We start from the raw sequence: 20,446 nt of genomic DNA on the forward strand, positions 1-20,446 counted from the left end.
CAAAGTTACCAATTGCCAAGGCGAATGTTATTAAATTCTGCTTAAATTTGGAATATGAAGTTTCTGTCCCTTGCCCTTATCACCTTTCTATTCTTCAGTTTTTCTTCAGAAGAAAAGTTTCAGGAATCCTTAGTAAACCTGAAAGACCTTTCTACGGAATTTGTTTATGAAATACGCTACGCCACGCCAAACAATTTTATAGGAGAAACCCTGTACGACTGCGCCGAATGTTTGCTACGCCCCGAAGTAGCCGAGGCTCTTTTGCAGGCCAACCAATACTTTTGTGAAAAAGGTTTCCGCATAAAAATTTACGATTGCTACCGCCCGTTGGACGTACAGAAAAAAATGTGGGCAAAAGTGCCTCGACCAACTTACGTGGGTAACCCGTACGGGAATGGGTCTATCCATAACAAAGGTGCTGCGGTTGATATTACTTTGGAAACCCTTGAAGGCTGCTATGTGGAAATGGGCAGCGACTATGATTACTTTGGAAGGGAAGCGCATATTGACAATTATAATTTTTCAAAGGAAATTCTCGCCAATCGCAAACTGCTTATTGACGGTATGCGCATGTTCGGCTTCAATACCATCCGCACGGAATGGTGGCATTTCAGTTATAAAAGAAATTGGAGCTACAAAACCTTAAATGTTCCCCTACCCTGCGATTGATTTAATATTTCATTAGTACACTTTCCCCCGGTTAACCTGTAACTTTATAAAAAACAAAATATTATGAAGAACAAAACAGTAATAGTAACCGGAGCAGGTTCCGGTCTAGGAAGGGCAATCGCCCATAAATTTGCTGAAAATGGAGCAAATGTGGTAGTTTCAGATATTGCCGAAGATGACGCAAAGAAGGTGGTAAAAGAGATTACGGATAAAAAGGGAACGGCCTTTTTTATAAAGGCGGATACTTCCAAAGCCAAGGAATGTGAGCAATTGGTAAAACAAGCCGTAGCAAAATATGGCAAGTTGCACTATGCGGTGAACAATGCCGGTATAGGCGGGGAAATGGCCAAGACCGCGGAATATCCTCTGGAAAGTTGGGAAAAGGTAATAGGCGTAAACCTGAATGGCGTTTTCTTTGGCACGAAATATCAGGTACCTGAAATAATTAAAGCCGGCGGTGGCGCTATCGTGAACATGGCTTCTATCCTGGGAAGTGTGGGCTCGCCAAATTCCGTGGCCTATGTTGCCGCAAAACACGGCGTGGTAGGCTTAACGAAAACCGCAGCCCTTGAATATGCTAAGGACAAGGTGCGCATCAATTCCGTTGGGCCGGGATATATTAAAACGCCCTTGCTCGATCAAATTGATGAAGAACAGCAGGAGCAACTGGTACAAATGCACCCTATTGGCCGATTGGGAAAACCCGAAGAGGTCGCCAATCTCGTATATTGGATCTGCAGTGATGAGGCCAGTTTTGTAACAGGTGCTTATTATCTCGTGGACGGTGGGTACACCGCGCAATAGTTATTAATCTCTGTGTGCTCCGTGTCTTTGTTGCAATTAAACCTCAGAGACACCGGAGCGAGGAGTTTTATTTCTCTCCCTCTTTAAGAAATTCTGGATTGTTCCTGAACTTGATAGGAATGGCATCCTCGGTTCCGTAGATTTTAAGTTCCTTAATATCTGCAGGCAAATTGAAGCCCTTCTTAAACAGTTCCTCTTTCACTTCGCGAATGACCATACCCCGTAGCACTCTTGAAGCTCTTCTATAATCCACAGTATCTACCCAAAAGAAAACCTTTAGGTTTACGGTGCTGGCTGCGAGTTCATCTTCTATAACAAAGTTCTCGTGGGTTTCGTCGCTTATTATTTCAGTGTTTTTATCCAGAATTTCTTGGATAACTTGTTTAGCAGCCACAATATCGTCTTCATACCCAATGCCTACGGTGAAATCGACCCTATAAAAACCATCGGCCGTAAAATTTTCAACAGGTTTGGTGAGTACATCGCTATTCGGAATATAAATATCGCGGCCATCAAAGGTTTTTATGTGTGAATAGCGAAAACTCAGAGCCTTTACTTTTCCGAAAATGTTATCAACTTTTATCGTATCGTTAATATTGAATGGTCTGTTGAAGGCCAAGATGACGCCTGCAAGAAAGTTTTTCCCTATATCCTGAAAAGCAAATCCAAGAATTATTGCGCCTCCCCCAACTGCAGTCAACAGTCCGGTTGCAATGCCATCCAGCCCTGCTACCTTCAGTGCAAGCATTATGGCAATTATGATCAGAACAATCTTTACGGCCTGGGCCAGGAATTTGGCCATTAGGGGATCCTCAGATTTTTGCTGAAATCGGCGCTTGTAGAAATTGGTGAGCAATTGGGCCAACAACACCCCTAAGATGATTACCAATATGGCCAGCGCAATGCGCGGAAGCACTCTTAGGAATTCTTCGTAATAGTTTTGTAGGGAATTTTGGATCGTTTCGCCGGGCGACTGTAAAAGTGGGAGCATCTATTTTTTCTTTTAAAGATAGTAATTCTCCACAAAACAATTCTTCCCATAAAAAAATCTTAAAGTGTAGCGGAACAGACTGCAACATGTATCTTTGCAAAAAAATTGACGCCTGTGGAACTTTCAGTAAAATCCTTCAAATTAATCAGCACCTTGGAAGCTATCTCTTTCCTAGTACTTTTGGGAATCGCAATGCCCTTGAAATATATTTGGCATATGCCGGAAATGGTACAAATAGTAGGAATGGCGCACGGTGTATTGTTCGTGCTCTATGTGGGCGGTGCCCTGTATATGTATAAAAAATTGAAATGGTCCATTTCAGATTTGTTCATAGTTGTAATGTGCTCGGTTCTGCCTTTCGGCCCTTTTTATGTGGAACGTAAATATCTATAATGAACAAGGAAGCAATTCAGGATTATAGTTGTCTATTTCAGAACTATCTTGTAAATCAAGGTATGGCTGTGGAATGGGCTATTTTTTTGAATGTCCTGATAAATTGCGCCATTGTTATTACTGCCGTTATCATTCTGGATATTGTTTTCAGAAAATTTATAATTGAAATTTTTCGGGCTTTTAGCGATAAGACCAAAACCACATTTGACGATTATTTAGTAAAAAGTAATTTTCCGAGGTTTATTGCACATCTGTTGCCCTTGGGTATTGTTTGGTATCTCATTCCCATTATTTTTATTGAATCGCCATTTATGACCAACCTTCTGCAGATTGCGGCAAAGGTATATCTGGTCATTCTCTGCGTGCTAATTTTTAGAAGTATCCTTCGGACCACGCGAAATTATCTGGAAGAAAATGAGCACTATCGCGACAAGCCTATGGAAAGCTACGTGCAAGTGATGATGATTTTTGCTTGGGGTATTGGCATCTTTTGGACCGTGCAACTCCTTACCGGTTTTTCGGTCGTAAGTTTAACAACGCTTGGGGCGGCCTCGGCAGTCATTCTTTTAATATTTAAGGATACCATTCTTGGTTTTGTAGCGAGCATTCAGGTTTCGGTAAATGACATTGTGCGCATCGGCGATTGGATTACCTTCAGTAAATTTGGAGCAGACGGCTACGTAACCGAAATTAACCTCGCCACCGTGAGGGTACAGAACTGGGACAATACCTATACCACCATCCCAACCTACAGCCTAATTGCCGACTCCTTTCAAAACTGGCGTGGAATGCAGGAAAGCGACGGTCGAAGAATAAAACGTTCTATCTATATAAAACAATCCTCCATCAAATTCCTTTCTGTAAAGGATGTGGAGCGACTTAAAAAAATTCAGTTGATAAAACCCTATTTGGAGCATCGCCAACGGGATGTGGACAGATATAACGAGCGAAACGAAATCAATAAAGATTTATTGATAAACGGGAGAAACCAAACCAACCTCGGGGTGTTTCGCTATTATGCCGATGCTTTTCTTAATGAAAATTCAGCCATCAATAAAGACCTTTTTTTAATGGTGCGCCATTTGGCCCCTACCGATAAGGGAATTCCCGTTGAAATATTTTGTTTCAGCAAAGACAAGCGCTGGGTAAATTATGAACATATACAGGCTGACATTTTTGACCATCTACTGGCCGCCATACCCTATTTTGATTTGGAAGTGTTTGAGTTGCCAACGGGTAAAGATCTATCTTCAGCAATCCATAACCAAGTTTCGGAAAATTAAGACTATCTTTAATTCAAAAATCAATTGGATTTAAAGAGTTTTAAAACGTACCTATATATTTTTGGAATGGTGGCCGTTACGCTCACCATTTTTCCCTTTGTCGCGGTAGATTATTGGTGGATACGAATGTTTGACTTTCCACATATACAGCTCACAATTCTAACCTTTGTGGCGCTTGTTGTATTTTTTATGCGATTTGATGTGAAATGGTGGGGTGACTATGCCTTCACTATAATTTTGACTGCCTGTCTCTTGGTACAGTTAACAAAAATCTATCCATACACTCCGTTGGCCCCGAAAGATATTTTAACCAGTATAGAAAAAAATCCCGAAGGTATCGTTTCACTTTATACTGCAAATGTGCTCCAATCCAATAACGAGCGGGGATTGTTATTGGCTGATATTCAGGAAAAAAATCCTGACATAATTCTCTTGGTTGAAACTGTTAAAAATTGGATAGATTACATAGGCGAACATCTATCCGATACGTACGAATACAAAGTGAAAGTGCCACAGGCCAATACCTAAGGTATGGTTATGTATTCAAAATACAGACTGATAAATTCTGAAGTGAAATTTTTGGTAGATAAGGATATTCCTTCAATACATACCAAAATGTCACTACCCAAAGGTGACACTATACAATTATACAGCATACACCCTACTCCACCCATGCCACAGCACAATCCTCGTTCTACTGATAGGGATTCTGAAATGATGAAGATCGCCAATCTTAGCAGAGAATCAAAATACCCAGTTATTGTATTGGGAGATTTTAATGATGTAGCCTGGGCAAATACCACGGCATTATTTCAAAACGTAGGCGAATTATTGGATCCTCGAAAAGGGAGGGGAATATACAATACATACAATGCCAATAGCGTAATTTTCAGATGGCCCTTGGACCACATATTTGTTTCGGCGGAATTCAGATTGATATCCCTTAAACTTGGAGAAGATATAAATTCTGACCATTTACCAGCCTTCGCAAGACTAAGTTATGAGCCGGAAAAAGCAGCCGAGCAACAACCCGAAAAACCTTCTGAAAAACAATTGAAAAATGCAAAAGAGCAGGCAGAGCGGGTTCAGCTTTAAATTTCAAAATATTAAAATAAAGTATCTGGTTTGTCCATATTGGGTATATTGAGATTAGTTCCAAACCGCTCATTCGCCTTTTTAATAAAATGTGCCGAAAGTAAGGGTGAAGCCTTTTCAGTATTTTGGTGCACAAAAAAGTAAATGTTTTGCAAACCCTGCTCAATCCAGGTTTCCAGGCGGTCTATCCAATCATCAAGCCGTGTATAATCGCTTTCGTGGTTAGCGCCATTATAACGAATAAAGGCTGTGGGCGTGGTAAGCCGCATGTGTAGTAAATCGCGCCTTCCTGCAGTATCAACAATAGCGTTAGTGATGTTGTGTTTTTCTAAAATATTATAGAGTCCTCCGGCTACATCTTCATCGTTAAACCAATCAGTGTGTCTAAACTCTATCGCTGGTTTGATATCTTTCGGAAGCATTTTAAAAAACGGTTCCAGCCTATCCATATTTTTCGGTGCAAAATTTTGGGGAAGCTGCAGAAAGGGCATTTCCAGTTTCTCTTTCAAATTTGAAGCATTCAGAATGTATTCATTCAAGATGTCCTCGCAATCCTGAAGTCTTTTCCAGTGGGAGATTCCCTGATATAATTTCGGAAAAAACCTGAAATCATCCGGCGTCTTGTCATACCAACCGGCGAAGGTCTCTGCCGGAAAAATTCTGTAAAAAGTGGCGTTTAGTTCAATACTGTTAAATTGGGTGGAATAATAAGTAAGCTCGTCTTTTGTACCCCGGGGATAGAATCCCTTTAAATCCGCTTTGTTCCATTTCGCACAACCTACGTACAAATATGGAAAGCCGGATTTTTTAAATTTCGACAGAATCTTTTTAGTGCCCGGGTGGTCTTTGGGCAATGTAAAGTCTATATTATCGGGATTTTCTACTTTTCCAAATTTCATATTTTACAGGTTTTCATAAAGATACTTTTTAAATCAAATTTCAAAAAAATAATAGCCTGTAACTTTTTATAAAGCTGTTAGTCTTATATTTACTGAAACTTAAAAAATCATTTATGAAAATCTTTAAAACACTTACCATCGCCCTATTATTAACCGTTATTGCTCCAGTAACGGCGCAGACGGCAGATGAAATAATCAATAATTATTTTGAGAACACGGGCGGAAAAGCCGCTTGGGAAAAGCTGGAAGGCGTAAAAATGTCGGCAACCGCACAAGCTCAGGGAATGGAAATTCCCGTAGAAGTTTATCAAACCAAAGATGGCAAACAACTGATAAAAATCAATTTTCAGGGCCAGGAGATAACCCAATTGGCCTTTGATGGCGATACTATGTGGAGTACCAATTTTATGACCATGCAACCCGAAAAGAGCGACGCCGAGGCGACTGCAAATATGAAGAAGCAATCCAAGGATTTTCCTTCTCCATTTTTAAATTATAAAGACAAGGGTTTTACCGTGGAATTGATGGGAAAAGAAACCAAGGATGGCACTGAAACCTATAAAATGAAATTAACACAGTCTCCTATTATGGTCGATGGTGTAGAACAACCGAATATGAGCTATTATTATTTTGACACAGAAACTTTTGTTCCGATTGTTTCAGAAAGTGAAATTGCACAAGGCCCAATGAAAGGACAGATGAACGTTAGTACCATGAGCGATTATCAAGAAGTGAATGGTTTATATTTTCCATTTGCGCTTAGTATGGGCGGTCAGGGAATCCAACTCAAGGAAATTGTTTTAAATCCTGAAGTTGATGCTGCAATGTTTGCTTTTCCGGCCACAGCCACCGACACGGAGAAAAAGGAATAACACAATTTTTTAGATAAGAATCCCTGCCTGCTCGGGGATTTTTTTTTCGCATTAGTTAAACTAAACCCATCTAAAATGAAACATTTTATCATTACGTTTCTTCTCATATTTTCAGGTTTTTTGGCTCCCGCTCAAGATATAGCCTTAAAAGGAAAAGAACTTTTCGGCAATATGAAGGCACGGCACATTGGTCCGGCGCTTATGAGCGGCCGTATCAACGATCTTGAAAACCATCCTACCAACGCACGTATTATCTATGCGGGTGCAGCGGGTGGCGGAGTCTGGAAATCTGGCGATGGTGGCGCAACCTTCGCCCCTATCTTTGACGAACACGCCCAATCTATTGGGGTAATTACCTTAGATCCCAAAAATCCCGATGAGGATATTTGGGTGGGCACTGGGGAAACTTGGACCCGAAACTCCGTTTCCGTAGGAAATGGTCTCTTTAAATCTACCGATGGCGGCAATAACTGGAAGGAAATTGAAGGTTTTGAAAATTCCGAACGCATTGCTTCCATCGTTTTAAATCCAAACAATACCGATGAGGTTTATGTAGGCGTATTGGGCGCACTTTGGAGCGACAGCGAAGATCGCGGCGTCTATAAAACTACGGACGGCGGAAAAACTTGGGACAAAATATTATACGTTGGGCCATCAACGGGCGTCTCTGATGTTTTGATGGATCCCAACAATCCGAATGTACTCTTTGCCTCCATGTGGCAATTCCGAAGAACCGCTTGGGGGTTCAATTCCGGTGGCGAAAACAGTGCAATCTACAAATCAATGGATGGTGGAAAAACCTGGAACAAATTGACGAACGACCTTCCATCAGGAAAACTTGGAAGAATAGGCATCGCAATGGCGCCAAGCGATAGCAAAGTTATTTATGCGGTTATTGAAACTGGCGAAAAAGAAACCAACGGGCTGTGGAGATCCAATGACAGCGGCAATTCTTGGGAACATTTAAACAACGATTTCGGCCTTACTGTTCGGCCATTTTATTTTTCGCGTATAACCGTAGATCCCAAAAATCCCGATATTGTGGTGAAAGGTGGTTTAACGGGCTCCATAAGTCGCGATGGCGGAAAGACCTTCAAGAATCTCGGTAATATGCACGCAGACATTCACGACGTAACATTCGATATAAACAATAGCGACATACTCTATTCCGGCACAGATGGCGGAGTGTACCGTTCGTGGAATGGTGGCTCTACTTTTGAGATCGTTGAAAATCTTCCGCTTTCGCAATTCTATCACATAAGTGTTGACGATGCCGAACCGTACAATGTGTACGGCGGTTTGCAGGATAACGGTTCCTGGTATGGCCCCTCCTCTGCTCCCGGCGGTGTTTCTGCACGCCATTGGAACAGCGTGGGCTACGGCGATGGATTTCGGGTTTTGAAACATCCTACAAAAAACATTATTTATTCAGAAATGCAAGGTGCGGCCAATGTGTGGCGCTATGATGTGGACCGAAACAGGACCACCACAGTACAACCGCAACCTAAAAAAGGTGATCCAGAGCTCCGTTTTAATTGGAATGCGCCTATGGCCGTGAGCAATTTCGCTCCGGATAGGTTTTATATGGGAAGCCAATTTTTGCACCGTTCCGAAGATATGGGCGACAGCTGGACAATCATTTCCCCAGATTTAACAACCAACGATAAAACCAAACAAGACCAGGCCAACTCGGGCGGACTGTCCGTTGACAACAGCGGCGCTGAAAAGCACACTACAATTTTCACGATTGCGGAATCGCCACTGGACCAAAATATTATTTGGGTGGGCACAGATGACGGTAATGTGCAGCTCACCACCGACGGCGGAAAAACATGGACGAATCTTACCGAAAATCTCGTGGGCATTCCCAAAAATACTTGGGTGTACCATATAGAAGCCAGCGTTCACGGTAAAGGAACCGCCTACGCCGTTTTTGAAGGCCACACTACCGGCGATATGAAGCCCTACGCACTTAAAACAACCGATTACGGCAAAACCTGGAAATCTATCATATCAGATGATATTGATAAAAAAGCCTTCGTCAGAAATATTCAGGAAGATTATGTGAATGCGGATTTACTTTTTCTCGGAACTGAATTTGGGCTGTACGTAACCATAGACGGCGGCAAAAACTGGTCGCAGTTTACAAATAACATGCCTCCGGTAGCCGTTCATTTTATTGATCTCCAAAAAAGGACGAATGATTTGGTGATGGGCACCCACGGTCGCGGCGTAATAATTATTGACGATATTAGTCCCTTGCGCGAATTAAGTCCCGAAATTCTAAATAGAGAGGTTCATTTCTTTAAAACAGAACCTTTCACAATGACCGAAGATAGTGGCTTTAGCGGCAGTTTTGGCACAGAGACCCAATTTGTGGGCGACAACAAAAATACCAATGCCCGAATTGTTTATTACTTAAAAAAACGCCACACCTTTGGAAAGATGGAAATGGAAATCCAAGATATGGATGGAAACCGAATAACCACAATCGCTCCCGGCAAATCCAAGGGAATCAACACTGTTTTTTGGAATTTCACTGGAACCAATCCCAAAGTGGCACAGGCCAAAACCCTTGCTTACGGCGGCTTTGCAGCACCAAGGGTACCAGCGGGAAAATACAAGGTGGTATTGACGAAAGGCAATGAAACCTATATCCAGGAAATTGAATTAAAATACGACGACAAGTCCGTAACTACCTTAGAGCAACGCAAAGAGCAGGAAGCGCTTACCCAAACCTTGTACGAAATGGTAGAGGATTTGGCTTATATGGTGTACGAAATAAACGAAACCCAAGCCAAAGCTTTGGAAGTAATCGCCAACAATCCAATAGGGAAAAAAGATGCGCAGAAATTATTTGACGCTTTGGAAAACCTACGCAAGGATTTGGTGATTACAACTGGGGATAATTACGTGGCATCCGCAGACCCGGAGCTTCGCGAAAAAATGGCGGATCTTTACAGCAATGTTGCTACAAATTTCAATAAGGTTTCCGGAACTTCAAAAGCCAATTATGAATTGATTTCCGATGAATTTTCAAAAGCGAAGAAGCGCTATCAGGAAATTATGTCGAAAGAAGGAAAAAGGTTTTATTCCTTTTTGGAAAAGAACAACATACCAAAACCTGAACTTCAAAACAAGGAAGAATTTTTGAAGAAAGGATAATCTTTATTTTTGCCACGGATGCACGAATTTTATAAAAAATCCGTGCATCCGTGGCTTTTTATTCTCTATTTATTGATAAACACCGTTTTTCGGTTCACAAATTCCCGAATGCCGTGCTCGCTAAGCTCGCGGCCATAACCACTCTGCTTAATTCCGCCGAAAGGCAATCGCGGATCGCTCTTTACCAATTCATTTATAAAGACCGCGCCTTCGTCAAACTGGAACGCAAGTTTTTCAGCTTCTTCAATATTTTTGGTGAAAATGGAAACGCCCAAACCGAATTTTGAAGAATTTGAAAGCGCAATAGCTTCTCCCACAGTTTTAAACGTTGTCACCGAAAGTGCCGGCCCGAAAGTCTCTTCTTTAAACGCAGCCATTTCTTCAGAAACCTTTGTAAGCACCGTGGGTTCAAAATACGCACCTTGCCGCTTACCTCCTATCACAATTTTAGCCCCCGCTTTTACCGATGCATTTACCTGTTTTTCCAAATCCTTAGCGAGATCCTCCCTTGCCAAAGTGCCAACATAGGTTTCCTCGTCCATAGGGTCGCCACTTTTCAGTTCGCGCACTTTTATCAGCATTTTTTCAATAAATTCGTCGGCAACTGATTCATCAATCAACAGTCGTTTTCCGGCAATGCAACTCTGCCCGGTATTTTGGAAGCGGGCCTGCACGCAAGTGTCAATTGTTTTGTCCATGTCGCAATCTTTCATGACAACCAAAGCATTGCTTCCGCCGAGCTCCAATACCGTTTTTTTAATATTTTTCCCCGCAATGGAAGCTACTGAAGAACCCGCGGGACCGCTACCCGTGAGCGTTACGGCCTTTACTTTTTCGTTTTCGATAATCTCTTCCACGGCTTCACTTCCCACTAAAAGGGTAGTAAAACAATTTTCAGGAAAACCGGCTCTTTTAAACACTTTTTCAATGTTCAGTGCACTTCCAAAAACGTTTGAGGCGTGTTTTAAAATTCCAATATTTCCAGCCATCAACGCAGGTGCCGCAAAACGAAAGACCTGCCAAAAGGGGTAATTCCATGGCATAATTGCAAGCACGACACCAAGTGGTTCATAGCTTACGTAGCTTTTGTGGGCATCTGTCTTTATTACTTCATTTTCAAGTTGCTTTTCGGCATTTTCGGCGTAATATTCACACACCCACGCACACTTTTCAATCTCCGCAATGGCCTGCGAAATAGGTTTCCCCATTTCCAAAGTCATAGTTTTAGCATATTCTCTTTTGTTCTTTTTCAATTCTGCAGCGGCGGCCAACATCAGCTTTTTTCTTTCGGCAAAAGATGTTTCACGCCAACTGTAAAAACGTTTGTCTGCTTTATCGATAATTTCGGAAATTTCCTTTTTTGTGTGGTTTTTATACGATTTCAATTCCTTTCCGTTATAAGGATTGATGGAAGTGGTTGTGGCCATGGTTTTTCTTTTAAAAGTATTGAAAACATTAAGAACCTTGCATCCGATTAAGATGATTTTAACGCGCCGATTGTTAAAAATAAACCTGTGAAACCCTCGTTACCTTTTAAGGATTGTGATACATTTGCGTAAATTGAAATTTTAATTAATTACCAAAAACAACCCGCCTTTGCGGGCAAGATTATGAAAAACACAGCACTTTCACACATACACGAGCAATTGGGCGCTAAAATGGTGCCGTTTGCGGGTTACAATATGCCCGTTTCATACGAAGGAGTAAATGCAGAACACGAAACCGTACGCAAAAATTTGGGCGTTTTTGACGTTTCGCATATGGGTGAATTTTTAATTACTGGCCCCAACGCGTTGGATTTACTCCAAAAAGTATGTAGCAACGACATTTCAAAAATTGTGGATGGCCAGGCCCAATACAATTGTATGCCCAACGAAACGGGCGGTATTGTGGACGATTTGATTGTTTACAAATTTGAGGACGGAAAATATTTATTGGTTGTGAACGCTTCAAACATTGACAAGGATTGGGAGTGGATATCAAAACACAATACCATGGGCGCAGAAATGCGCAACCTTTCCGATGATTATTCGCTGTTGGCCATTCAAGGGCCAAAAGCTGTGGAAGCTATGCAATCACTTACATCTGAAGATTTGAGTGCCATAAAATTTTATCATTTTAAGGTAGCCGATTTTGCAGGCATAGCGCACGTAATTATAAGCGCAACTGGATATACCGGAAGTGGCGGTTTTGAAATTTATTGCAAGAATTCTGAAGTAGAACAAGTCTGGAACAAAGTGATGGAAGCAGGAAAGGATTTCGGGATAAGGCCGATTGGACTTGCCGCCCGCGACACGCTTAGGCTTGAAATGGGTTTCTGCCTTTACGGAAATGATATTAATGACACTACTTCGCCCTTGGAAGCAGGTCTGGGCTGGATAACAAAATTCACAAAGGATTTTATCAATTCTGAAAACCTGAAAAAGCAGAAAGAAGAAGGGGTAAAAAGAAAACTTATAGGTTTTGAGCTGAAGGAACGCGGCATCCCCCGCCACGATTATGAAATTGTTGATAAAGACGGAAAAAATATCGGCATAGTTACCAGTGGCACGATGGCACCTTCGTTAAACAAAGGTATCGGACTGGGTTATGTAACTACTGAAAATAGTGCGCCCGGTAGCGAAATATTTATTCAAATTAGAAACAAACCAGTTGCAGCAACGGTTGTAAAAACCCCATTTTATAAAGGTTAATGTTGAATTATCAAGCCATTTTAGAAGAAATACACACCTCCCTCAAAAAAACCAAAAATACGGGTGAAATTGCAAGTTATATTCCTGAATTGGCAAATGTTCCAAAAAACAAACTGGGAATTCACCTTCAATTGATTACCGGTGAAAACTATTCGGTGGGTGATGCTTCGGAGAAATTTTCGATCCAGAGTATTTCAAAAGTGCTTTCGCTTGCCAAAGCATTTCAATTGGTAGGAAATGATCTGTGGAAACGCGTGGATGTGGAGCCTTCCGGCAACCCGTTCAACCATCTTTCTCTTTTGGAACTTGAGGATGGCATCCCGAGAAATCCGTTGATCAATTCGGGAGCTATCGTAATTGCTGACGTACTGCTTTCGCACTTAAAAAATCCGAAGGAGGATTTTCTGAATTTTGTTCGGGAATTGACCCACGATGAAACCATTTCATATAACGAAAAAATAGCCGAATCTGAGCGTGTAACGGGTTTCAACAATTATGCAGCCGCCAATCTGTTGAAAGCCTACGGAAATCTTCAAAATAAAGTTGAGGACGTTTTGGATTTTTATTTCCATCAATGTTCCATAATGATGGATTGTAGGCAACTTACCAATGCCTTTTTCGTCTTTGCGCATAAAGGCAAATGTATAAAGGATGTGCAGCATTTAACTTCCAGCCAAGTAAAGCGAATCAACGCCATTATGCTTACCTGCGGTTTTTATGACGAAGCTGGTGAGTTTGCCTTTGAAGTGGGTTTGCCCGGCAAAAGTGGCGTGGGTGGCGGAATCGTGGCACTTTTACCGCACTGTTTTACCATTGCAACCTGGGCGCCGGCCCTCAACCCAAAAGGCAATTCATTTTTGGGAATGCAGGCCCTGGAGCAGTTTACAACAAAAACGAAACTGTCCATTTTTTAAAATGTGGAAGGGATTCTAATGAAGAAGAAAGAAAAAAAGCAACGTATTTTAATTTTGGGCGGTAGTGGCTTTATTGGCAACGCCCTCTACAAGGAGCTTCTCTCCTATTTTGAGGTGCACTGCACTTATTGTCAACAGCACGGGGCTTTTTCGGAGAATCAGGTATTCCATAATTTTTGTGTTGAAGAGGATTCCATGTTTTTGTTGCTGAATAGCATTGAGCCCACCGTTATCATTTCAGCAATTGACGGCGATTCACAAAATCAGCTGGTGGCCCACAGAGAAATTGCAAACTATGCCTTGCTCAACGCAGATTGTGCCGTTCTATATGTTTCTTCCGCTGAAGTTTTCGACGGAAAATTTGCGCATCCTTCCTATGAAAATGACGTTACCATTTCGCAAACCGAGAAGGGAAAACTGAAAATTTCAATTGAAAAATTGCTTTTGGAAACCATTCCGCTGCAAACAACCATTCTCAGATTACCACTGGTCCTTGGAATCAATTCGCCCGAGGTGTTGCATCTTCGCCAATGCATTCGTCACCAAGCCGCCTTTGAGGTGTACCCAAATTTGGTAATCACCGCAACCACGGTAAACAAAGTTTGCCAACAAGTGCATTATATCATCAACCAATCCCTGCGCGGAATTTTTCACTTGGCGAGCAACGATATGGTGCACCACGAAGATCTTTTTAGGGAAATCACTTCAAAAATAGGCGATAAAATGCCTATCTTTAAAAGTGTATTCAGCAGTAATGAGGATCAGTACAATGCGCTTCTTCCAAAGCACAACAAACTGCCGAAAACACATCAAATTACGGTTGCGGAGGTAATTGAGGAGTGCAGCCTAAACGAAGAAATAATGTCAATTAAGTAAAGCCGCAATTTATCGTGGCTCATATAAGTAAAGCTACGATATATCGTGGCTCAACAACTAAAATAATACCTATGAAAGCACTATCAGAAAAACAGATCAACGAGAAACTAAAGGAATTTGAAGGTTGGGATTACCACGAAGGTGCCCTGCATACCATTTTTGAGTTTGAGGATTTTAAGGAAGCCTTTTCGGCCATGACGCGCATTGCCTTTGAAGCCGAAAAACTACAGCACCACCCCGAATGGAGCAATGTTTACAATTCTTTGGAGATTTATCTTTCCACCCACGATGCCGATGGTGTTACCGAAAAGGATTTTGAACTGGCCAAAATTATTGACAATCTAATCGGTTAGAAATTTCCAATTACAGATACCAAATTCCAAAGGTTTTGCAATTTGGTTTTTGGATTTTTTTATATTTGAACCTTTTTTAAGAATAGAAAATAAAAAATAATAATAGATAATAATTTATGGGAAGAGCTTTTGAGTTTAGAAAAGCAAGGAAAATGAAGCGTTGGTCTGCAATGTCCAAGGCTTTTACGCGTATCGGAAAAGATATAGTAATGGCCGTGAAGGAAGGCGGTCCAGATCCGGATGCCAACTCCAGGTTACGCGCGGTAATCCAAAACGCAAAGGCAGTGAACATGCCCAAGGAAAACGTGGAGCGCGCCATAAAACGTGCGAGCGATAAAAGTTTGGGCGATTATAAGGAAGTGCTTTTTGAAGGCTACGCCCCTCACGGAATCGCAATTTTGATTGAAACTGCCACCGATAACAATACCCGCACGGTTGCAAACATCCGTAGTTATTTTAATAAATGTGATGGTAGTTTGGGAACTTCAGGCTCTGTGTCGTTTATGTTTGACCATACCTGTAATTTCCGCATAAACCCAGAAGGTCTTGATATTGAGGAACTGGAACTTGAGCTAATAGACCACGGAGTCGAGGAAATTTTTGAGGACGAAGATGGAATTATGATCTATGCGCCCTTCGAAAGTTTTGGCGCAATCCAGTCTTATTTGGAGGAAAACAAAATAGAAATCCTTTCCTCTGGCTTTGAACGTATTCCCCAAGTAACAAAAAAATTATCCGAAGAGCAGGCCGCAGACGTAGAAAAACTACTTGAGAAAATTGAAGAAGATGACGATGTTCAGAACGTTTATCACACTATGGAAGAGTCTTCTGAAGAATAATTCCATTTATCAGTTTAGAAATTATATTGAATTCAAAACCATTTGAAATTTACTTTGAGAAGATGCTATTCAAAAATAGCTATTTCACTTTTTTAAGAATATTCAGCTTTTTTTCCAACAATTCCTCTATAAAAAGAACGGAGTTTTAAAGTATCTTCGTCTATATTGCCCGTGGGATAAAAAGGTTCATTTATAATTACTTTTTTAGTAAGGTAATCAAAAGCAACGGCAATGATGGGCACGTTTGCCGCCAAAGCAATGTAATAATATCCCGTTTTCCAAACGGTTACTTTCTTTCGGGTGCCTTCGGGTGATAATGCCAGACGAAATTCCTCTTTTTTATTGAATATTTCCGTAATTGCCTCCACTTGGTTTTGTCCCGGGCTTCTATCCAAAGGCGCGCCACCCATCCATCGGAAATACCATCCAAAGGGCCATTTGAACAATTCCTTCTTCGCTATATAATTGATTTCGGTTTTGAGAATTTTTCTGGTAAAGGCACCAATGTAGAAATCGTGCCAACTAGTGTGAGGCACAACAATCACGACTGCTTTCTTAATTGACGGATCAAAGGATCCTTCAATCTTCCAGCCCATTAATTTTTCAAAGATGAATTTTGTTAGCCCCATTGAAATGGTATTCTTATTACATTCTCAGGTATAATTCCCTAAGCTTCTCTGGGGTAATTATTGTCTCCCAATCTGCTCCAAGGGCGTTTTCCCACAACGGAACCATTCCCAAGGCCACGGTAATCATCGTGTCCATTTGTTCCTTTGATAGGTTTTTACAGATGCCTTGTGGAATTTCAATGTTATGTTTCTCAACCATTTTCTTAAACAGCGCTACGTCTTTAGGATAGAATTCCTCCAAATGTTGAAACACGATACAATTGCCCACGCCGTGCTTGGTTCCCAAAACGTAGCCCAGACCGTAACTCATGGCGTGTGCCACCCCAACCTGCGAATAGGCAATGCTCATACCGCCGTGCCAGGATGCCATCATCAATTTAGCTCGTGATTCTTCTTCGGAAAGCGAATCGCCCAAGAAAATTTCCAAACAAAGATCGTACGCCTTCTCGCCGTAACTTTGGCTAAAGGCATTTAAAAAGGTACCGTTCAGCGATTCCACGCAATGAATAAAGCAATCCATACCGGTGTAAAACCATTGGTTTTTTGGAACGCCGATGGTTAAGTCCGGATCGAGAATAACTTGGTCAAAGGGTGTGAAATCACTATTGATGCCCAATTTACGTACGGGGCCAGTAAGCACGGTAGTACGGGAAACTTCTGCACCGGTACCAGAAATGGTTGGAATGCCAACGTGGTAAACGGCCTTCTGTTTTACCAAATCCCAACCTTGGTAATCGGCAGCGCTTCCCTTGTTTATTAGCATTATGGAAACGGCCTTAGCCAAATCCATTACAGTACCGCCCCCAATGCCGATAATGCCCGAGGGCGTATGGGTAAATTCGGATTTTATATCCTTTACCAAATCATCAACTTGTGATGTCTTTGGTTCTTCTTCCGCCGAAATGAATATCAATTTGTCATTAAAGCGAAGGTTAATCCGGTCTAAAATTTCAGCATTATCTTTAAACACATCATCCACCAAAAAAATAAACGGGGCATTTTCCTTTTTTTGTGAAGCCAGAATGGACGTAAGCTGGTCAAAACAGCCCGCACCGAATACCACTTTAGGCACCATCGGGAAATTCCGGAATTTATTGTTTACGGTATCCGGCTTCGTTTCCTTGAGCAATTTATTCGCCCGGGCAAGATCCTCCGGGGTATCTATTTCAACGCCGGCGGTGTTTGAAACTGCCATTTTTATATTTTTTCCGTATTCCAAATAGCGTATGCATTCTATCTTCTCTACCGCTTCCAGGGAGCGCATAGGCAAGTGATAAAAATCCATGATGGCCTGTTTGCGGAAGGCGTATATGCCCTTGTGCTTGTAATATTGAATCTCTACGTTTTTGTCGCGGGGATAGGGAATCGGCGACCGTGAAAAATAAAGCGCAAAGTTGTCTTTATCTACGATCACCTTTACGGTATTGGGATCGTTTATTTCCTTCCAATCATGAATTTCGGTCATTAAGGAAGCCAGGTCAATTTTATCCGCATCGGGTTCATTGAACACTGCCAAAACCTTTTCCAAACCCTCACGGCTCGTAAAAGGTTCGTCGCCCTGCACGTTTACCACAATGTCAATGTCCATATTTTCCACGGCCTCGGCAATACGGTCGCTTCCGCAGTCGTGTTCCTTTTGGCTCATAATGGCCTTGCCACCATTGGCCTCAATTTCCTGAAAAATCACCTCACTGTCCGTAACCACGTAAACTTCATCAAAGAGATTGGTTGCTTTTGCAGCCTCATAGGTTCTAACTATTACGGGCTTGCCAGCTAAGTCCTGCATCAGTTTTCCGGGGAATCGCGACGCACCGTATCGTGCGGGGATCATTGCTATTATTTTCAAGTCGAAGTTTTTAAAAATGATTTCAAAAATAAGAAGTTTAAGCGGGTGGCAATCTTTTTTTGCGAAGCTTTTTATAAAATCTGAATATTAGAAAAAACAAAAGCACAACAAGGATAAAGGCCAAAATAGGAATAAATATGGAAGCAAAGGCCAAAACGGTTGCAATGGCCGTTTCTACCGTGGCGAGAATGGGGTTCGCGGTGCCGGCCGTGGTGGCGGTTGACGTCAACCGTGCGGCCGAAGCATTACCTTTAATTGCCGCAGCCGTGCCCCCGCCCGCAATGATAGCCAAAGACCACGTAACCACGGGACTTAAATCTGTTATGGTTGCCACTAACACTAAGGTTCCCGCCAATGTGGCCAAGGGCAGGGAAATTGTGTCCAATAAATTATCTAACCAAGGAATATAGTATCCGAAAATTTCAACAGCGGTAGCAACTCCCATCGTTATAACTGCGGTAAGGCTTCCCAGCCATTGCCAGCTTTCATTTAAGGTAATAACCTCACAATATCCCGCCAAACTTAACACAAGCAGAGGCAAAAAAACGCGGAAACCGACGGCGGCCGCCAAGCCAATGCCCAAAAATAAGCTGATGAGGATTTCCAGATTTTCCATGAGCCACTAATCTACAAAAAATTCATCCTTGAAACCTATTAAATACAATTTTTCACGCGCACGGGTCACGGCTGTGTAAAGCCAGCGCAAGTATTCCTTATCGATGCCATTTGGAAGATAGGGCTGCTCCACAAAAACCGTATTCCACTGCCCTCCTTGCGATTTATGGCAGGTTATGGCGTAACTGAACTTTACCTGTAGCGCATTGAAATACTTATTATTCTTAACCGCCAAAAACTTTTTGTATTTGGATTTTTCCATCGCGTAATCCTTCATCACTTCTTGATACAGTTTGTTTGATTCATCATAAGTGAGCGATGGGCTTTCTGAAGTAAGCGTATCGAGTAAAAGCACTGTTTCCAAAGGTTTCATGTTTGGGTAATCCACCATTCGCATTTTCACTTCGGCAAAACGGAAGCCGTACAATTCCTTGAAAGCGAAAATTTCCAAAACCTCCACAATATCGCCGTTGGCAATAAATCCTACCTCGCTGGTATTGTCCACCCAAAAATAATTGTTTTTCACCACCATTAAATAATCGCCAGCGGAAAGTTCCGATTCCTGAAAGAGAATCCGTTCGCGGATGCTTTGATTGTATAGGTTTGCTCTTTTATTTGAACGGACAATTATTACGGTGTCCTCGTTTCCCAAGGCAGCATAACTATCGTTTATGGCGTCCATAATTTCCTGCCCGTCAACGGGGCGGATTACATCGGCGAAATTTACTCCCGAAAACTTAAATGCCTCGTAAAGTTCGTCGTCCAAACGCTCACGGATTCGGGTAGCATTTTCCAAAATACCACTATCCTTTTGTTGGCGCACCACTTCATCCAGTTCGAGTTTTATTACCTCGCGGTTGTATTGGTTCTCGAGCAGAAGCGGATCCAGCGCGGGACTGATATCCAAATGCACCGGTGGCAATTGTGCCGAATCGCCAATGAGCAGTAGCTTACAATTATTGCCGCTATATACATATTGCATCAAATCGTCCAGCAGGGAGCCATTTTCAAAAAGTTTTGAATCTTGGTTTATATCGGGAATCATCGAGGCCTCATCTACTATAAAAATAGTATCGCGATGTTTATTCTGCTGTAATGTGAAGGAAACGGAACCTTTTTCGCTTTTCGGAAAATATATTTTTTTGTGGATAGTAAAAGCTTGTCTATTTGAATAATTGCTAATAACCTTTGCCGCCCGTCCCGTTGGTGCCAATAGCACCGAACGCTTTTTTATTTTGGAAAGATTTTTCACCAAGGAACCCACAATCGTAGTCTTTCCGGTTCCCGCATATCCTTTTAACAAAAAGGTTTCATTTTTGTTTGTACCCAACACAAATTTTGCCAATAATTGAAGTGCAATATCCTGCTTTGCGGTTGTGTTATGTGGAAAATCATTTTTTAAATAACTGTAAAATTCTGATACATTCATCATTCGCTGCTGTCAATGAGGGTTTAAAGATAGGTATGATTTTTTCGGAATATACTTTTGTGAACAAAAAAAAATTGTAGA

At 41.7% G+C, this 20,446-nt stretch carries 20 protein-coding genes; 13 read left to right on the forward strand and 7 right to left on the reverse strand.

What is annotated here, in order from left to right; genetic code table 11:
- Window positions 1-54: 54 nt before the first annotated feature.
- Together MB09_RS10955 and MB09_RS10960 are read left to right on the forward strand one after the other, a co-directional pair.
- Complete coding sequence (locus MB09_RS10955) at window positions 55-669, forward strand: M15 family metallopeptidase (protein ID WP_045080960.1); 615 nt, start codon at window positions 55-57, stop codon at window positions 667-669.
- Between the two features lie 63 nt (window positions 670-732).
- Window positions 733-1,473 carry an SDR family NAD(P)-dependent oxidoreductase gene (locus MB09_RS10960; RefSeq protein WP_045080961.1) on the forward strand — a complete coding sequence of 247 codons (741 nt, stop codon included), beginning with the start codon at window positions 733-735 and terminating at the stop codon, window positions 1,471-1,473.
- Window positions 1,474-1,540: 67 nt separating this feature from the next.
- Here MB09_RS10960 and MB09_RS10965 read toward each other — a convergent pair whose 3' ends face one another.
- Complete coding sequence (locus MB09_RS10965) at window positions 1,541-2,464, reverse strand: mechanosensitive ion channel family protein (RefSeq protein WP_045080962.1); 924 nt, start codon at window positions 2,462-2,464, stop codon at window positions 1,541-1,543.
- A 105-nt stretch (window positions 2,465-2,569) separates the two neighbouring features.
- Here MB09_RS10965 and MB09_RS10970 point away from each other — a divergent pair, with 105 nt between their 5' ends.
- The 4 genes from MB09_RS10970 to MB09_RS16415 are packed head-to-tail and all read left to right on the forward strand — an operon-like array spanning window position 2,570 to window position 5,235.
- Window positions 2,570-2,857, forward strand: coding sequence for a DUF3817 domain-containing protein (locus tag MB09_RS10970; protein WP_045080963.1), 288 nt, complete (start codon window positions 2,570-2,572; stop codon window positions 2,855-2,857).
- The gene (locus tag MB09_RS10975; protein ID WP_045080964.1) at window positions 2,857-4,140 is read left to right on the forward strand and encodes a mechanosensitive ion channel family protein; all 1,284 of its coding nucleotides are present in this window, start codon (window positions 2,857-2,859) and stop codon (window positions 4,138-4,140) included. The genes MB09_RS10970 and MB09_RS10975 overlap by 1 nt, the downstream gene beginning before the upstream one ends.
- A gap of 24 nt (window positions 4,141-4,164) precedes the next feature.
- Window positions 4,165-4,668 carry a hypothetical protein gene (locus tag MB09_RS16410; RefSeq protein WP_240484830.1) on the forward strand — a complete coding sequence of 168 codons (504 nt, stop codon included), beginning with the start codon at window positions 4,165-4,167 and terminating at the stop codon, window positions 4,666-4,668.
- 9 nt (window positions 4,669-4,677) lie between these two features.
- On the forward strand, window positions 4,678-5,235 hold the full coding sequence (locus MB09_RS16415; protein WP_240484831.1) for an endonuclease/exonuclease/phosphatase family protein: 558 nt from the start codon (window positions 4,678-4,680) through the stop codon (window positions 5,233-5,235).
- Window positions 5,236-5,246: 11 nt separating this feature from the next.
- Here the strand turns inward: MB09_RS16415 and MB09_RS10985 are convergent, their stop codons facing one another.
- Window positions 5,247-6,134 carry a DUF72 domain-containing protein gene (locus MB09_RS10985; protein ID WP_045080965.1) on the reverse strand — a complete coding sequence of 296 codons (888 nt, stop codon included), beginning with the start codon at window positions 6,132-6,134 and terminating at the stop codon, window positions 5,247-5,249.
- Between the two features lie 113 nt (window positions 6,135-6,247).
- Between MB09_RS10985 and MB09_RS10990 the strand changes: the two genes are divergently transcribed.
- Both MB09_RS10990 and MB09_RS10995 read left to right on the forward strand, forming a co-directional pair.
- Window positions 6,248-7,006: a LolA-like protein gene (locus MB09_RS10990; RefSeq protein WP_045080966.1), complete on the forward strand. Its 759-nt coding sequence runs from the start codon at window positions 6,248-6,250 to the stop codon at window positions 7,004-7,006.
- Between the two features lie 75 nt (window positions 7,007-7,081).
- On the forward strand, window positions 7,082-10,171 hold the full coding sequence (locus MB09_RS10995; RefSeq protein WP_045080967.1) for a WD40/YVTN/BNR-like repeat-containing protein: 3,090 nt from the start codon (window positions 7,082-7,084) through the stop codon (window positions 10,169-10,171).
- A gap of 65 nt (window positions 10,172-10,236) precedes the next feature.
- Here MB09_RS10995 and MB09_RS11000 read toward each other — a convergent pair whose 3' ends face one another.
- A complete protein-coding gene (locus tag MB09_RS11000) occupies window positions 10,237-11,598 on the reverse strand; it encodes an NAD-dependent succinate-semialdehyde dehydrogenase (RefSeq protein WP_045080968.1) in 1,362 nt (453 codons plus the stop codon).
- Window positions 11,599-11,781: 183 nt separating this feature from the next.
- Here MB09_RS11000 and gcvT point away from each other — a divergent pair, with 183 nt between their 5' ends.
- From gcvT to MB09_RS11025, 5 genes are all read left to right on the forward strand, one after another.
- Entirely contained in the window at window positions 11,782-12,864 is a 1,083-nt protein-coding gene (gcvT, locus tag MB09_RS11005) for a glycine cleavage system aminomethyltransferase GcvT (protein WP_045080969.1), read from the forward strand.
- Window positions 12,864-13,778: a glutaminase gene (locus tag MB09_RS11010; protein WP_045080970.1), complete on the forward strand. Its 915-nt coding sequence runs from the start codon at window positions 12,864-12,866 to the stop codon at window positions 13,776-13,778. The genes gcvT and MB09_RS11010 overlap by 1 nt, the downstream gene beginning before the upstream one ends.
- Before the next feature lie 18 nt (window positions 13,779-13,796).
- A complete protein-coding gene (locus MB09_RS11015; RefSeq protein ID WP_045080971.1) occupies window positions 13,797-14,654 on the forward strand; it encodes a sugar nucleotide-binding protein in 858 nt (285 codons plus the stop codon).
- Between the two features lie 71 nt (window positions 14,655-14,725).
- Window positions 14,726-15,007, forward strand: coding sequence for a 4a-hydroxytetrahydrobiopterin dehydratase (locus tag MB09_RS11020; RefSeq protein ID WP_045080972.1), 282 nt, complete (start codon window positions 14,726-14,728; stop codon window positions 15,005-15,007).
- Between the two features lie 116 nt (window positions 15,008-15,123).
- A complete protein-coding gene (locus MB09_RS11025; protein WP_045080973.1) occupies window positions 15,124-15,846 on the forward strand; it encodes a YebC/PmpR family DNA-binding transcriptional regulator in 723 nt (240 codons plus the stop codon).
- A 92-nt stretch (window positions 15,847-15,938) separates the two neighbouring features.
- On the opposite strand, the gene MB09_RS11030 is transcribed toward MB09_RS11025, so the two are convergent.
- From MB09_RS11030 to MB09_RS11045, 4 genes are read right to left on the reverse strand one after another with little or no spacing between them, the layout of a single operon-like run.
- On the reverse strand, window positions 15,939-16,475 hold the full coding sequence (locus tag MB09_RS11030; RefSeq protein ID WP_045080974.1) for a 1-acyl-sn-glycerol-3-phosphate acyltransferase: 537 nt from the start codon (window positions 16,473-16,475) through the stop codon (window positions 15,939-15,941).
- A gap of 16 nt (window positions 16,476-16,491) precedes the next feature.
- Window positions 16,492-18,306 (reverse strand): 3-deoxy-manno-octulosonate cytidylyltransferase, encoded by a 1,815-nt coding sequence (gene kdsB, locus MB09_RS16620; protein WP_084709093.1) that lies wholly within the window; start codon window positions 18,304-18,306, stop codon window positions 16,492-16,494.
- Between the two features lie 52 nt (window positions 18,307-18,358).
- The gene (locus tag MB09_RS11040; RefSeq protein ID WP_045080975.1) at window positions 18,359-18,937 is read right to left on the reverse strand and encodes a DUF4126 domain-containing protein; all 579 of its coding nucleotides are present in this window, start codon (window positions 18,935-18,937) and stop codon (window positions 18,359-18,361) included.
- A gap of 6 nt (window positions 18,938-18,943) precedes the next feature.
- Window positions 18,944-20,365 carry an ATP-dependent DNA helicase gene (locus tag MB09_RS11045; protein WP_045080976.1) on the reverse strand — a complete coding sequence of 474 codons (1,422 nt, stop codon included), beginning with the start codon at window positions 20,363-20,365 and terminating at the stop codon, window positions 18,944-18,946.
- Window positions 20,366-20,446: the final 81 nt, after the last annotated feature.

The sequence above is a fragment of the Aequorivita vladivostokensis genome (genome assembly GCF_000952855.1).
Lineage (GTDB): Bacteria > Bacteroidota > Bacteroidia > Flavobacteriales > Flavobacteriaceae > Aequorivita > Aequorivita vladivostokensis.

Coding starts and splice junctions, on each gene's coding strand:
- MB09_RS10955 (WP_045080960.1), top strand. CDS start 55: ATGAAGTTTCTGTCCCTTGCCCTTATCACCTTTCTATTCTTCAGTTTT.
- MB09_RS10960 (WP_045080961.1), top strand. CDS start 733: ATGAAGAACAAAACAGTAATAGTAACCGGAGCAGGTTCCGGTCTAGGA.
- MB09_RS10965 (WP_045080962.1), bottom strand. CDS start 2,464: ATGCTCCCACTTTTACAGTCGCCCGGCGAAACGATCCAAAATTCCCTA.
- MB09_RS10975 (WP_045080964.1), top strand. CDS start 2,857: ATGAACAAGGAAGCAATTCAGGATTATAGTTGTCTATTTCAGAACTAT.
- MB09_RS16415 (WP_240484831.1), top strand. CDS start 4,678: ATGTATTCAAAATACAGACTGATAAATTCTGAAGTGAAATTTTTGGTA.
- MB09_RS10985 (WP_045080965.1), bottom strand. CDS start 6,134: ATGAAATTTGGAAAAGTAGAAAATCCCGATAATATAGACTTTACATTG.
- MB09_RS10990 (WP_045080966.1), top strand. CDS start 6,248: ATGAAAATCTTTAAAACACTTACCATCGCCCTATTATTAACCGTTATT.
- MB09_RS10995 (WP_045080967.1), top strand. CDS start 7,082: ATGAAACATTTTATCATTACGTTTCTTCTCATATTTTCAGGTTTTTTG.
- MB09_RS11000 (WP_045080968.1), bottom strand. CDS start 11,598: ATGGCCACAACCACTTCCATCAATCCTTATAACGGAAAGGAATTGAAA.
- gcvT (WP_045080969.1), top strand. CDS start 11,782: ATGAAAAACACAGCACTTTCACACATACACGAGCAATTGGGCGCTAAA.
- MB09_RS11010 (WP_045080970.1), top strand. CDS start 12,864: ATGTTGAATTATCAAGCCATTTTAGAAGAAATACACACCTCCCTCAAA.
- MB09_RS11015 (WP_045080971.1), top strand. CDS start 13,797: ATGAAGAAGAAAGAAAAAAAGCAACGTATTTTAATTTTGGGCGGTAGT.
- MB09_RS11020 (WP_045080972.1), top strand. CDS start 14,726: ATGAAAGCACTATCAGAAAAACAGATCAACGAGAAACTAAAGGAATTT.
- MB09_RS11025 (WP_045080973.1), top strand. CDS start 15,124: ATGGGAAGAGCTTTTGAGTTTAGAAAAGCAAGGAAAATGAAGCGTTGG.
- MB09_RS11030 (WP_045080974.1), bottom strand. CDS start 16,475: ATGGGGCTAACAAAATTCATCTTTGAAAAATTAATGGGCTGGAAGATT.
- kdsB (WP_084709093.1), bottom strand. CDS start 18,306: ATGATCCCCGCACGATACGGTGCGTCGCGATTCCCCGGAAAACTGATG.
- MB09_RS11040 (WP_045080975.1), bottom strand. CDS start 18,937: ATGGAAAATCTGGAAATCCTCATCAGCTTATTTTTGGGCATTGGCTTG.
- MB09_RS11045 (WP_045080976.1), bottom strand. CDS start 20,365: ATGAATGTATCAGAATTTTACAGTTATTTAAAAAATGATTTTCCACAT.